Raw genomic sequence first — 13409 nt, forward strand, 5'->3', positions numbered from 1 at the left:
CAGCTAGTTTCTACTTACATTAAGCAGTAGCCCACTTGGAGAGGCTGTTCGAGCTACAGAATGATTAAACTAGTTTGAGATCGGGATAGTGAGCGAGGATATCATCAGTAGTCAGTGCATCGCCATTGGCTTGAGGCGTCCAGATGGCTTCGACAGCAACGATGGCACTGCCATCGAGACTACCAAGAGTTTGGAGAGCTTGACGCAAATCGTCTTGTCCATTAATTTTAGGCAGTTGGAGCGGACGAGTAGCAGCAACTAACAACGTAACGATAATGTATTCAGCGCGTTCTTGCTCTTGCTCGACTGTGACTAATTCACCAGTGGAATTGAGTGCAGCATTGGTTTGAGCCTGACGGAGCTGATTGTTTACATTACTGAGAGTTTCAGTCGTAAACTTACCGCGTTCGTTGAGCGACAATTGATTGAAGACGGCTTCTGCTCGATCGAGTTTAGCTTGTTGAACGCCAGTCTTACCATAAGTCCAGTACTCAGGGTGACGGAGCAGTTCGAGGCTGGTTTCTTGCAGCAGGTACATTCTGCCGCTAGCCGTATCCGCATTGACAGTCTCTGCCAATTGGTCTAACTTAGACTGGACGTTACGAGCTTCTGCCAGTAAACCGACTTGAATTTGCGCGATCGAGACTTGGGGATTGTAAACATCACCTTCAAAGTTATCGCCACCAGCTACCCGACGAAAAGTATTGAGCAAGAATCCACCAACGGCAATCATCACGAATAGCGATAAGAGGCTACCACCGCCGCCACCGAGGAATGGGAGGTAGAAGAAAGGCGAGAAGCCACCACCTGGGTAATAACCACCACCACGGCTGGGATAACTATTACCAGGAGAACTATATCCACGGCTGGGAGAGCGGAAAGATCCGCCACCAATTCGTCCACCACTTCGTGCGGCGAAAGCATCGCCAGTCTGAGCAAACACGAGAGTTAGGACTAGTCCGACTGCTACAAGTGTCTTCACCATAGGTTTGAGGAGAGCGCGCAGTTTGTCAATCATAACTACCTGTAAAAAAAGCTTATTTATTCTTTTAATGTAACGACTTTGACAGTTGAAAGTCTTTACTTACCGAATATCTTTAAGTTTAACGCGGGGGATCGGGAGGGAGAAATGTTGAAAGATGTAGAGATAACCGATGCGCTACCCCATCTCGTCATGTAGGGTCAGAAGTCCCCGCCAATCGTGCAAAATTTACATATGCAGACTAATTAGTCAAGTTTGCGCAGTGGACTTTGCATCATGCTATCGAGTGAGCTAGTAGCACAAAGCAAAGATCTTCAACTCATTAGCACAGCCTCTACCACGGCTGCGATATCTTCTATAGTGTGGGAAGATAAAGACTCTCGCGTAATTGACAGCAATCTACCGTGGCACAAGTTATTCTCGAAAATATCCATAAGACTTATCCTGCTGGCACCAAAGATCGGGGTAAAGCCGGAACGCCAGAGCCTACAGTTCCAGAAAGCGTTCTGCGTCGGATAAATTTGACTGTGAACGATGGCGAATTCATGGTGTTAGTTGGTGCATCTGGCTGCGGTAAAAGTACTCTGTTGCGGCTAATTGCTGGCTTAGAAACACTCACTGCGGGGAATATCCGCATCGGGGAAACACTGGTAAACGATTTGCCGCCAAAGGAACGAGATATCGCGATGGTGTTCCAGAGCTACGCGCTTTATCCACACATGCGGGTGTATGACAATATTGCCTTTGGGCTACGGCGGAGTCAATCTTTCCTCTCCTCAAGTCTCGCCAAAAAAGAGCGGGGTCTTTCCCCACAAGCACAAAACTTTTTAGTCGAAATTAGCAGAGGATTTCCCCGTGGTTTGCGTTATATTTCAGCGCGAGAAAAAATTATTGCCAAGAAAGTACGGCAAGTTGCTGAAATGCTTCAAATCGATAGCTTGCTAAATCGTTTTCCCAAACAACTTTCGGGCGGACAAAAGCAACGCGTAGCATTGGGAAGAGCGATCGCTCGCGATGCAAAAGTCTTTTTAATGGACGAGCCATTATCCAATCTCGATGCCAAATTACGGGCGGAAACTCGCACTCAAATCGTCAAATTGCAACGTCAATTAGGTACGACGACGATCTATGTCACCCACGATCAAACGGAAGCAATGACTATGGGCGATCGCATTGCTGTCATGAATCAGGGCCAAATTCAACAAGTTGCTACTCCCCTGGAAATATACAATCATCCTGCGAATATTTTTGTCGCTCAATTTATCGGTTCGCCGCCGATGAATCTCATTCCCGTACAAGTCAAATTACCACTGTCACTCGCCGATCGACAATTTAGAATGACTTTATCGGAAGAATGGGAAACTATGCTCGACGGTTATACTGGTAAATCTTTATTAATGGGTATTCGTCCCGAACATTTTACTTTGGGTTTACCCGCAACCAAGAATTTTCGTGGGATTGTCGAAACAGTCGAAGCATTAGGTAACGATACCTATATTGCTGTCAAAATCCTCGATCGCGATCGCGCCGATCTGATAGTTCAAGTTCGGATTGCACCCGATAAAGTAGTTACAATCGGTGAAGAAGTCTGGCTGTCTCCAACTACAGAGAAAATTCACCTATTCGATCCAGATACTGGTTTGGCTCTGGGTAATGGGTAGATGGGTGGATGGATGGGTGGGTAATGAGTAATGAGTAATGAGTAATGAGTAATGAGTAATGGGTAGAGGGTAGATGGTAGAGGGTAGATGGTAGATGGGTAATGGGTAATGGGTGGATAGTACCGATCGCCTAATCCCGTCAATCCTTAAATCCTCAAATCCCGATCGGTTGCTATATATGGTAATAATTACTATAATTATATTTAAAGTTAAAAATATAATTACTATATATGACGCGATTGCCGATTCCATCACACTTCCAGCCAGCTAGCGTTGGAGAAGTCTGGCGCGTACCGTATCAACAACGCTCGATCGAGGCTAAATCTTGGGCGCAAAAACATCAACTTACGCCAACTTCTCAAGGTTCCAGCAATGTCAAGCTGTTGCTAATCGACGTCCAGAATACCTTTTGCTTGCCCGAATTTGAATTATTCGTGGGGGGTAGAAGCGGTCGCGGGGCGATCGAGGATAACGTGCGATTGTGCGAGTTCATCTATCGCAATTTAGGTGAAATCGACCAAATTATCGCTACGATGGATACCCATCATCTCCATCAGATTTTTCATCCGAGTTTTTGGCTCGATAAGAACGGCGAACATCCTACGCCAGCAGTAACGACAATTACGCCAGAGGATGTCAGATCGGGTAAATGGCAAGTCAATCCTAAATTTGGCGAAGATCCCGTGCAGCTCCAAGCCTACGCATTGCATTACGTGCAGCAGTTGAGCGATGGGGGCAAATATCCACTTCTAATCTGGCCGTATCATGCCATGTTAGGCGGTATCGGTCACGCGCTGGTACCCGCAGTCGAAGAGGCGATCTTTTTTCATGGAATTGCTAGAGATAGTCAGGCGATGTTCTCGATTAAAGGCGATCGCACTTTAACCGAAAATTACTCAGCTTTGGCTCCAGAGGTTTTTACAAACCAACTCGGCGAAACAATTGCTGCTAAAGACGATAGTTTGATTCAGCATTTATTAGCCGCAGATAAGTTAATTATTGCCGGACAAGCTCAGAGTCATTGTGTTGTGTGGACGGTGAGCGATCTGCTGACAGAAATTAATACGATCGATCCACAACTAGCACGAAAAGTGTATTTATTAGCAGATTGTACCTCTCCCGTCGTCATTCCTGGCATCGTCGATTATACCGATGTCGCTGAAGCTGCATATCAACGTTTTGCAGATGCGGGGATGAATATTATTCGATCGACAGACGATTTGTAATGTGGATAAAGTGTTTAAAAGATGACTTTTGAACACTTACAAAAACATTAGTAATTAGTGTATATCTGCGGGTAACCACAACTTGTCGCAGCAATAGTATTTATGAATTGGTACAAATTGTCCCGACTCTATAATATACTATAACCATAAAAACTACTAATACTTGTGATATCTTCACCCATCCAACAACTAACAAGAATCACTCAGACACCTGGACAATGTGGCGGACGGCCTTGTATTCGGGGAATGCGAATTCGCGTCAGCGACATTTTGGAAATGATGGCTGAAAATGTATCTGCTGAGGAAATCTTGACAGACTTCCCCGATTTAGAACCGGAAGATATTCGAGCCTGTCTGTTATTTGCCGCCCGTCGGACAGAATTTCCCCGCTTGAGCGCATGATAATTTGGATCGATGCACAGCTACCACCAACTTTAGCCGGATGGATCGTCGAAACCTTTGAAGTTACAGCAATAGCTCTTAAGGACTTAGGATTGCGGGATGCAAAAGACATTGAAATCTTTGAAGCTGCAAAACAGCCTAACCTAGTTATTTTGACAAAAGACAGTGATTTTGTTGACTTGGTTTGTAGATTGGGATCGCCGCCCCAAATTCTCTGGCTTACCTGCGGAAATGTAACTAATCGAAATCTTAGACAATTACTCACCTCAACTCTTCCCAGTGCAATATCTCAACTTCAGCAAGGGGAAATGGTGGTTGAGATCGGTGAGTGAGAGGAGCGAGGATTGATAAACTAAACTTCATCGATCGATCGAATCGATAGATTTTGAATTTGAGCTGCAAACCATAAAGCAGCATTGCCATTTTCATTATCCATCCGTTCTAAAGTTTGCTCTAATAATTCGATTGGCAGTCCGGTTAATGCTACTGATTCGGTACACTGTTCGTACTTGCGATCGACTAATTTAAACGCGAAAACTTGCTTACCTTTGACGTCGATTACCCAGTATTCAGGAATACCTAAAGCCAAATATAATTGTTTCTTTTCATCTAAATCGATCGCTAAAGTAGTATCAGCAATTTCTGCTACTAAATCTGGTACCCGCCACAAATCTAAATTCACGCGGCGCGGTTCCCCTGATTTCCATCTTGGCGAATTACCACCCACATATAACACTTTGTCGGGTGCAGCACTCTGAGTCTGAGGTTTCTCCATTACACAACCACCCAACAGATCGAATTTCACATCAGATTGTCGAGAAAACCAGACAAACAACAGCAGAGAAAATAATTCGTTAAAGCGTGAGTGGTTGATGCCTTCGTTGCCCATATCGATCCAAATTGTATCTAGATTAAAGAAAACGCGTTCGCTTTCGCCAAGGTTTTCGACACGCTCTAAATATTCAGTCCAAGTGGCACGACGCCAAGAACTAATTTTAGCTGAAGGATCGACGATAACGGGGGTATTCACAAGCTATAACCTCTGATGATGCGATCGACTATGGGTATGTTATGACTAGAGGTTGACTAGATCCCCGACTTCTTTGAGAAGTCGGGGATCTTTCGTATTCTAGGGGATCTTTTGTTTTCTAATGTTTATACAACCTGAGGAATTGTATTTCTGTTGCGGACTTCCAGCCAAATCAATAGTGCATTGATATCGGCAGGATTGACACCACCGATGCGGGTGGCTTGTCCGATAGTAGCGGGTTGAACTTGTGCTAACTTCTCGCGCGATTCTTTGGATAGAGTTTCGATCGCATGATAATCGATATTGCTCGGTAATTTGCGATTAGATTGCTTACTTACTTGGTCGATTTGATGTTGTTGGCGACTCAAGTAACCAGCATATTTAATTTCAATTTCCGCCCCTTCTTGTTCGGCAATATTCAGGTTGTTATTACCCAAGTCAAACTTAATTAAATGTGGGTAATGCAATCCCGGACGACGCAATAGTTCGGCCAGAGTTATCGAACCCTTGATAATTTCTCCAGTTGCAGCAGTAATCGCTTGCCCTGTGGGGTCGAGTTCTTTAATTCTAGTTTTTTCTAACCGCTCTTTCTCCGCGACAATTTGTGCTTGCTTGCTAGTAAATAACTCCCAGCGTCTGTCGTCAATTAAGCCAATTTCTCGACCTAATGGCGTCAATCTTTTGTCGGCATTATCCGATCGCAATAATAGCCGATATTCCGATCGACTGGTCAGCATTCGATATGGTTCGCGCAGATCTTTGGTACACAAATCGTCGATTAAAGTGCCCAAATAACTTTGTTCGCGCTCGAAGACAATCATCTCCTGATGTTTGACAAATCGCGCCGCATTTACCCCCGCGACAAATCCTTGTCCGGCGGCTTCTTCATAACCAGTGGTGCCATTTACCTGTCCCGCACAAAATAGCCCCTCGATTTTCTTAGTCATCAGGGTGGGATAACATTGAGTCGCTGGTAGATAGTCATACTCGACCGCATAAGCCGGACGCAGCATCACGCACTCTTCCATTCCTGGCAGCGTCCGCAACATTTGGACTTGGAGCTGTTCGGGTAAGCCAGTCGAAAAGCCCTGAATATACAATTCGGGAATCTCGCGTCCTTCCGGCTCGATAAAAATCTGGTGGCTTTCCTTGTCAGCAAACCGGACGATTTTATCCTCAATACTCGGACAATATCTCGGCCCCTTAGCATCTACCCAGCCGCCATATACGGGCGATAGATGGAGATTTTCGCGAATCAGACGATGTGTTTCGGGCGTCGTCCGCGTCAGATGACAGGGAATTTGTTCCTTTTCTACCCACACTTCAGGATCGAAACTAAACCAGCGCACGCGATCGTCACCTGGTTGTGGTTCCATTTTAGAGTAGTCTACCGATCGCTTATCCACGCGCGCAGGCGTACCAGTTTTCAGTCGCCCAGTTTCAAAACCCAGTCTATGTAGGGTTTCTGTCAATCCCGTCGCGGCAAATTCACCCGCACGTCCAGCAGACATCGATTTATTCCCTACCCAAATCGTGCCACCGAGAAACGTTCCGGTAGTCAGAATGACCGCTTGGCACTCAAACGCCACGCCAAAATAAGTCTCGACGCCAATAACGCGATTGTTCGCATCCAACACCAAATCCGTCACCATTCCTTCCCGAATGGTGAGATTGTCCTGATTCTCGACGATATTCTTCATCACCGCTGCATATTCGCGCTTGTCTGTCTGCGCACGTAATGCCCACACAGCAGGCCCTTTCGAGTCATTCAAGACCCGTTTCTGTAAATAGGTACGATCGGCCATTTTACCAATTTCACCGCCCAGCGCGTCGATTTCGTGGGTGAGCTGGGACTTTGCAGGGCCGCCGACGGCTGGGTTGCAGGGTTGCCAGCCGATTTTATCTAGATTGAGGGTGAGTAAGAGGGTGCGACAGCCCAAGCGTGCGGTGGCTAGTGCGGCTTCACAGCCTGCATGTCCGGCACCGACAACGACAACATCAAAGGCATCTTGGAATTTAACGTCGGGATTCATAATTAATGGGGGAGGAGCCTAAATTTCAACTTTCCGCCCTGAAGCTCTAGGTGCGATCTGGTCTATTCTCTATTATATTCTGCCGATCGACAGAGAATCGATCTCGATCGACTATAAATATATTATGTATAAATTTGCGGCTGCTTCAACAGAAGAGCGAATTGTCTTTGGTTCTGCTCGACCTGGATACACGGACGATCGAGTCAATGAGTGGATCGAGTTTATGCAGATGCAAAATATTCAAAGAGTCTGCTGCTTATTGCCAAAATCGCATCTAAATCGGTATTCAAATTTACTCGATACTTATCGACAGATTTGGGGAGAGAATGCCATCTGCTGGGCACCAATTGAGGATTTTTGCTTAGTAGAATCAGAAGTGCTGTCCGCTCGAATTTTACCATTTTTAGCTACTGCCGATCGACACCAAGAGCGAGTTGTCATTCATTGCTCTGGCGGAGTCGGACGTACCGGACATATTCTCGCAGCTTGGCTCATCGCTGGACGTGGATTCGATCGTCAATCCGCGATCGAGTCTGTCAAAAAAACTGGTAAAAATCCTTATGAAGCTGTAATAGCCGCACCCTTTAAAGGGCGAAATCCCTGGCGAGTTTTGACGAAATTATATTTACTACTAGATAATTGTCGCAACTTCAATAATAGCTCTAGCTAATTATTTAGTTATCGATCGATACACCTTGTTCCTCAAGAATTAGTTGCCTACCTTTATAAACTTGTAATACGTTGCTAGTGTTTACAAAATATCGATATTTACCGTTGCTAAACTCATAACCTAGAAAAGTATAGCTTTTAGGATTATTTACAGTTTTTCCAGTCAAACGAATCGATTTGCCCGTTTTTGAATCTTTACCAATATAGGTGACGCGATTGCAAATGACGTTACCTTCGGCACACTGCCTGGTAATCTTGATTTCAAAGTTTTTGGTTTTCAAAGTTTCTGCCCCAGCGACTGTAGCATAGGCGACAACCTCAGCTAGTGGGAACAGAATAAAATAGAAGATAAATTTATTAATATTTAACATTTAGTGTGAGAAGATGCATTCAAAGTGGATATGGATATCTACACTTCGATCGCCTAAATTCCGGAAATTTCAATAATTGATAATTGATAATTGATAGTTGAGAATTAGCTCTTTCTGTTCCCATCGCCTCTGTCGATCGTGTCTAATAGCTCATCCACATCTAGAGCGGCTTGCCGCCGATTCCGATCTTAGCTCCACTGTGCCAGCCACCGCACGATCGATTCTGGAAAATCTCGACGTTTTCTAGTCTGAGGATCGATGACTACATGTTTGGTTGTCGCAGTAGCCAATACTAAAGATCGATCTGCTACTTGCGGATCTGTAGATAAGATCTGATGTTTTATCTCAAATTTACAACTATCGATCGCGTGTGGCGTCAGTTCAACTTTTACGCGATCGCCACAATACAAAGGTCTTAAAAAATCAGCCGATACATGAGTAATCGGCACGGCGAACTCAGAATTACCGACAAATGTTTTTAACTCGATTCCCGATTCAATTAGCGAAGCTTCATAACCAACATGACAAATCGAAATAATATTGGCAAAGTAAACAACACCCGCCGCATCGGTATCTCGAAACTGAACTGTATAATCAAAACAAAAAGACATAATAAACAGCTAAAAATATCGATAGAAAGTGCATTAAATATAGATGGTGGGCACTGCCCACCCTACTTCTATTCACTATTCACTATTCACTATTCACTATTCACTATTCCCTAAACCAACAACAACGGCTGACACTGATTGAGAGCCTGAGCTAATTGTTCGAGTTTGACAGGCTTAGTGACATAATCGTGCATCCCAGCAGCTAGACATTCTTGTTTATCGCCTTCGAGCGCGCTTGCTGTCATGGCAATAATAGTCGGACAACGATGTTCGGGGAATTCGGTTAAAATCCGACGGGTAGCCTCCATGCCATCCATTTTAGGCATCTGTAAATCCATCAACACAACATCATAAGCTCGATCGCGTAATAGTTCTAGGACTTCTACACCATTCATCGCGATATCGGCTTGATAACCAATCCGCTTTAACATGTGCATGGCCACTTTTTGGTTGACGAGATTGTCTTCGGCTAGCAAAATTCTTAACGGGAATGTGGCTTGATAGCGATCGTAATTTGAAGTTTGCGGCTTCACGAGCGATTTACTTTCAGTTTCACCCAAGATCTGAGCCAAAACATCTTGCAGTTGAAAATGTCCGAGCGGTTTATTTAAAGTTGCCGCAAATTTAACGTTAGCTGCTTCGATTTCCGATCGATTGATATTTAGAGAACTGAGCATGACTAATGGTAGCTGCTGATATTCTGAAAACTCGCGAATTTTTTGAGCGAGGCTGAGACCATCCATTTCGGGCATCTGCATGTCCAAAATTGCCAGATCGAAATGTCCGCGCAAATTGAGTAATCTTAAAGCTTCTGCCCCCGATTCGGTGGCATGAGCGTGCATTCCCCAAGATTGAGCTTGCAAAGCTAATATTTTGCGATGAGTAGCATTATCTTCGACAATTAATAGCCGTTTACCTTGCAAGTGTGCTGGCTGAGATTGCTCTTTGCGAGCGAATGAAGTTGGAGGTGGCGCGGCTTTGGCAATAATTGTAAAAAAGAAATTAGATCCGCCATCACTATTACTTTCGACCCACATTTTGCCATGCATCAACTCTGTCAATCTTCTACTAATAATCAGTCCCAAACCCGTCCCTCCATAGTTGCGGGTAGTAGAAGAATCAACTTGACTAAAGGCTTTAAATAAGCGATCGATCTTATCTTGAGGGATGCCAATTCCGGTATCTTTGACAACAAATCTCACCTCATACGTATCATCAGCAGCAATAACTGAATCGGTATCATTAGTAGCAATTTTTCTTGCCGTTACCCCCACGATGACTTCACCAGAATTAGTAAATTTCAAGCCATTACCGACTAAATTAACTAAGATTTGCCGAATGCGGGTAACATCACCATATAGGCAATTAGGTGTATTTTTATAAATCAGATATGCCAGTTCGAGATTTTTCTCAGCAGCTTTGGGTGCGAGGAGATCGAGAGTTTCTTCGATACAATCGCGAATATTAAATGGTTGATAATCTAGTTCTAATTTACCCGACTCAATTTTGGAGAAATCGAGAATATCATTAATCAGCGTCAGCAAAGCATCGCCACTATGGCGAATCGTACTGACAAATTCATGTTGTTGAGGGGTAAGTTCGGTATCGAGCAGCAACCCCGTCATCCCAATCACCCCATTCATTGGCGTGCGGATTTCGTGACTCATGGCTGCTAAAAAAGCACTTTTGGCTTTGTTTGCCGATTCAGCTACTTTTCTGGACTGTTCGAGGAGATCGTTTTGATGCTGGAGTTCTTCCGATTTTTGACGTAGGGCTAAATTGGATGCTTCTAGTTCTCGATACAAGTGAGATTGATGCAGTACCCGCTTGACTCTTTGGCGTAATACCGCCCAGTGAATCGGTTTGGTAATATAGTCAGCAGCACCAACAGCATAAGCTCGATCGAGTGAGGCTTTATCATCCAATCCCGTAATCATCAATACTGGTGTCAGTTCTCCTCCTGGTAACTTCTGAAGCTGCTCGCAACATTCAAATCCGTCCATCTCTGGCATCACTCCATCCATGAGTACCAAGTCTGGCTGGATTTCTTGATAAATGACGAGTGCTTCTTCGCCATTTTGAGCAGTCCTTACCTGATAGCCATCTTTGCGGACTTTCTCACATAGCAACGATCGCACTAAATCGTCATCATCGACAATCAGAATTAGCGGTGGGGAATGAGGTGTTTGTCCGATTGTCATGGGATGTTAGATCGGTTGACTGTTGAGAGTGAATAGTTAGGGTTTGTTTTAGCCAGGATGCCAAGCGCGACGAAAATGTATTAGACGCGTTGAGCTGCCGATCTCAATAGCATTCAGTTCTAAATCGGGGGTAGGAAAAAGGCGTACTGTTTATTTACTTATTTATCCCAAAAATCTCATCGGAACCAACGTATTACTTATATCATCTCCACGATATCGAAATATTTCTTAACTTATGGCCCGATCGCCGGAAACTGACAACGGTTGTGTGGTACCATCCACTGTTATCTATGGCCGATCGAAGTTAGATCTGAATCCACAATTGAGGTCAGTCACCATCCTCAGCGGTGGTATCTGAGGGCATAGCTGACGCTTTGCCAACACGATCGCCCTAGTAGTATCCGATCCTTCGATCCTTTGACTGTAACTTCATGCAATTGCGAGATTCCCTCCGCCGAACTAAGATTGTTGCTACCATCGGCCCGGCAACTAGTCGCCCTGAAGTCCTGAAACAATTGATTCAAGCGGGAGCCACGACTCTGCGACTCAATTTTTCTCATGGGACTCATGACGACCATCTAGCCAATATTCGCCTGATTAGGCAAATATCTTTTGAACTCAATCAGCCCGTTGGTATCTTACAAGATTTACAGGGGCCAAAAATTCGCTTGGGCAAATTTGCCGATGGTTCGATCGTCCTAAAAAATGGGGATCCCTTCACACTCACGAGTAAAATCATCCCGGGTACCCAGACGATTAGTGCCGTAACTTACGATACTCTGGCCGAAGAAGTCCCTGTCGGGTCAACGATTTTGCTCGATGATGGTAAGGTCGAAATGGTAGTTACCGCTGTCGATCGAGATACGAGCGAATTGCACTGTAAAGTAGTCGTCGGCGGCACTTTATCCAACAATAAAGGTGTCAACTTTCCTGGCGTCTACCTGTCGATCAAAGCTTTAACCGATAAAGACCGTCAGGATTTGATGTTCGGACTCGATCAGGGTGTAGACTGGTTAGCCCTCAGCTTCGTCCGCAATCCCGCCGATATCCATGAAATTAAAGAATTAATTGCCAATGCAGGCAAAGAAGTCCCAGTTATTGCCAAAATCGAGAAGCACGAAGCGATCGAGCAAATGGAAGCGATCCTCTCGCTCTGCGATGGTGTCATGGTAGCACGGGGCGACTTAGGCGTAGAACTACCCGCAGAACAAGTCCCCAGAATCCAGAAACAACTAATTGCCACCGCCAACCGACTGGGGATACCGATTATTACGGCTACCCAAATGCTCGATAGTATGGTTAACAATCCGCGCGGAACTCGCGCGGAAATCTCGGACGTCGCCAATGCGATTTTAGACGGTACCGATGCAGTGATGCTCTCAAACGAAACCGCCGTCGGCATTTATCCGATCGAAGCCGTGCAAACGATGGCCAGAATCGCCCTCGAAACCGAGAAAGAAAAACTCTCCAAACGCTGGGAAGATAATAAGCGATCGATTCCCAATGCCATCAGCGAAGCCGTAGGCAATATCGCCGAACAACTCGGAGCCGCTGCCATCATCCCCTTTACTAAAACTGGAGCCACCGCTCGCAGCGTTTCCAAATTCCGTCCATCCAAGCCAATTTTGGCCGTGACACCCCATGTAGATGTTGCGCGTAGGCTCCAGCTCGTTTGGGGAGTTCAACCCATGCTCCTGCTCGATTTAGCCAACGTAAATGACAACTTTCAAGCTGCCATCAACATGGCGCGGACGAGCAACCTGATCCACGAAGGCGATTTGGTCGTGATTACCTCCGGTACTCAAGGCGTCGCGGGTTCGACAGATTTAGTCAAAGTCGAAGTCGTCACGGCGATCTTAGGACAAGGGATCGGGATCGGACATGGTTTGGTAACTGGCGTCGCACACATTGCGCGCACGCCTAGAGATGTCGCTCACTTTAATAAAGGCGATATCTTGATTGCCAAAACTACCAATGCTGAGTATCTAGATGCCATCCGCAAAGCCAGCGCGATCGTCGTCGAAGATGAGGGTTTAACCTGTCATGCAGCCGTCTTAGGATTGCGATTGGATATTCCAGTCATCGTGGGTGTCAAAGATGCCACCAGCAGCATTCACGGCGGCAAAGTGGTGACATTAGATGTCCAACGCGGATCGATTTATTCTGGCGCAATTAGCTTTAATTAAAACGTGCATGTTTGCCTTCATGCTCAAACTCTCTCCC

At 45.3% G+C, this 13409-nt stretch carries 12 protein-coding genes; 6 read left to right on the plus strand and 6 right to left on the minus strand.

Annotation, left to right across the window (positions count from 1 at the left end; all coding sequences use genetic code 11):
- Window positions 1-64: 64 nt before the first annotated feature.
- The gene (locus C7B77_RS11100; protein WP_106304173.1) at window positions 65-1018 is read right to left on the minus strand and encodes a DUF1517 domain-containing protein; all 954 of its coding nucleotides are present in this window, start codon (window positions 1016-1018) and stop codon (window positions 65-67) included.
- Window positions 1019-1386: 368 nt separating this feature from the next.
- On the opposite strand from C7B77_RS11100, the gene C7B77_RS11105 reads away from it, so the two are divergent.
- The 4 genes from C7B77_RS11105 (at window position 1387) to C7B77_RS11125 (ending at window position 4603) form a co-directional block, all read left to right on the plus strand.
- Window positions 1387-2643 carry an ABC transporter ATP-binding protein gene (locus C7B77_RS11105; RefSeq protein WP_106304176.1) on the plus strand — a complete coding sequence of 419 codons (1257 nt, stop codon included), beginning with the start codon at window positions 1387-1389 and terminating at the stop codon, window positions 2641-2643.
- Between the two features lie 230 nt (window positions 2644-2873).
- On the plus strand, window positions 2874-3869 hold the full coding sequence (locus C7B77_RS11115) for a cysteine hydrolase family protein (RefSeq protein WP_106304183.1): 996 nt from the start codon (window positions 2874-2876) through the stop codon (window positions 3867-3869).
- A 168-nt stretch (window positions 3870-4037) separates the two neighbouring features.
- Window positions 4038-4271, plus strand: coding sequence for a DUF433 domain-containing protein (locus C7B77_RS11120; protein ID WP_106304211.1), 234 nt, complete (start codon window positions 4038-4040; stop codon window positions 4269-4271).
- Window positions 4268-4603, plus strand: a complete 336-nt coding sequence (locus C7B77_RS11125) for a DUF5615 family PIN-like protein (RefSeq protein ID WP_106304186.1) — start codon at window positions 4268-4270, stop codon at window positions 4601-4603. Before C7B77_RS11120 ends, C7B77_RS11125 begins: the two co-directional genes overlap by 4 nt.
- 20 nt (window positions 4604-4623) lie before the next feature.
- Here the strand turns inward: C7B77_RS11125 and C7B77_RS11130 are convergent, their stop codons facing one another.
- Together C7B77_RS11130 and mnmG are read right to left on the minus strand one after the other, a co-directional pair.
- Window positions 4624-5301: a Uma2 family endonuclease gene (locus tag C7B77_RS11130; protein WP_106304189.1), complete on the minus strand. Its 678-nt coding sequence runs from the start codon at window positions 5299-5301 to the stop codon at window positions 4624-4626.
- Between the two features lie 125 nt (window positions 5302-5426).
- Window positions 5427-7334, minus strand: coding sequence for a tRNA uridine-5-carboxymethylaminomethyl(34) synthesis enzyme MnmG (mnmG, locus tag C7B77_RS11135; RefSeq protein WP_106304192.1), 1908 nt, complete (start codon window positions 7332-7334; stop codon window positions 5427-5429).
- A gap of 124 nt (window positions 7335-7458) precedes the next feature.
- Between mnmG and C7B77_RS11140 the strand changes: the two genes are divergently transcribed.
- Window positions 7459-8004, plus strand: a complete 546-nt coding sequence (locus C7B77_RS11140; protein ID WP_106304195.1) for a protein-tyrosine phosphatase family protein — start codon at window positions 7459-7461, stop codon at window positions 8002-8004.
- A gap of 4 nt (window positions 8005-8008) precedes the next feature.
- Here the strand turns inward: C7B77_RS11140 and C7B77_RS11145 are convergent, their stop codons facing one another.
- The 3 genes from C7B77_RS11145 to C7B77_RS11155 all read right to left on the minus strand — a co-directional run bounded on the left by C7B77_RS11145 (window position 8009) and on the right by C7B77_RS11155 (window position 11186).
- Entirely contained in the window at window positions 8009-8374 is a 366-nt protein-coding gene (locus C7B77_RS11145; RefSeq protein WP_106304198.1) for a hypothetical protein, read from the minus strand.
- Between the two features lie 188 nt (window positions 8375-8562).
- Complete coding sequence (locus C7B77_RS11150; protein ID WP_106304201.1) at window positions 8563-8985, minus strand: acyl-CoA thioesterase; 423 nt, start codon at window positions 8983-8985, stop codon at window positions 8563-8565.
- Between the two features lie 110 nt (window positions 8986-9095).
- Complete coding sequence (locus C7B77_RS11155; RefSeq protein ID WP_106304205.1) at window positions 9096-11186, minus strand: response regulator; 2091 nt, start codon at window positions 11184-11186, stop codon at window positions 9096-9098.
- A gap of 431 nt (window positions 11187-11617) precedes the next feature.
- On the opposite strand from C7B77_RS11155, the gene pyk reads away from it, so the two are divergent.
- Window positions 11618-13372 (plus strand): pyruvate kinase, encoded by a 1755-nt coding sequence (pyk, locus tag C7B77_RS11160; RefSeq protein ID WP_106304208.1) that lies wholly within the window; start codon window positions 11618-11620, stop codon window positions 13370-13372.
- The last annotated feature ends 37 nt before the right edge of the window (window positions 13373-13409 follow it).

The organism is Chamaesiphon polymorphus CCALA 037, from assembly GCF_003003845.1.
GTDB classification, from domain to species: Bacteria; Cyanobacteriota; Cyanobacteriia; order Cyanobacteriales; family Chamaesiphonaceae; genus Chamaesiphon; species Chamaesiphon polymorphus.

What these genes read in the sequence shown, in the direction of transcription:
- C7B77_RS11145 (WP_106304198.1), bottom strand. Translation starts at nt 8,374, where the DNA reads ATGTTAAATATTAATAAATTTATCTTCTATTTTATTCTGTTCCCACTA.
- C7B77_RS11125 (WP_106304186.1), top strand. Translation starts at nt 4,268, where the DNA reads ATGATAATTTGGATCGATGCACAGCTACCACCAACTTTAGCCGGATGG.
- C7B77_RS11155 (WP_106304205.1), bottom strand. Translation starts at nt 11,186, where the DNA reads ATGACAATCGGACAAACACCTCATTCCCCACCGCTAATTCTGATTGTC.
- C7B77_RS11115 (WP_106304183.1), top strand. Translation starts at nt 2,874, where the DNA reads ATGACGCGATTGCCGATTCCATCACACTTCCAGCCAGCTAGCGTTGGA.
- pyk (WP_106304208.1), top strand. Translation starts at nt 11,618, where the DNA reads ATGCAATTGCGAGATTCCCTCCGCCGAACTAAGATTGTTGCTACCATC.
- mnmG (WP_106304192.1), bottom strand. Translation starts at nt 7,334, where the DNA reads ATGAATCCCGACGTTAAATTCCAAGATGCCTTTGATGTTGTCGTTGTC.
- C7B77_RS11100 (WP_106304173.1), bottom strand. Translation starts at nt 1,018, where the DNA reads ATGATTGACAAACTGCGCGCTCTCCTCAAACCTATGGTGAAGACACTT.
- C7B77_RS11150 (WP_106304201.1), bottom strand. Translation starts at nt 8,985, where the DNA reads ATGTCTTTTTGTTTTGATTATACAGTTCAGTTTCGAGATACCGATGCG.
- C7B77_RS11140 (WP_106304195.1), top strand. Translation starts at nt 7,459, where the DNA reads ATGTATAAATTTGCGGCTGCTTCAACAGAAGAGCGAATTGTCTTTGGT.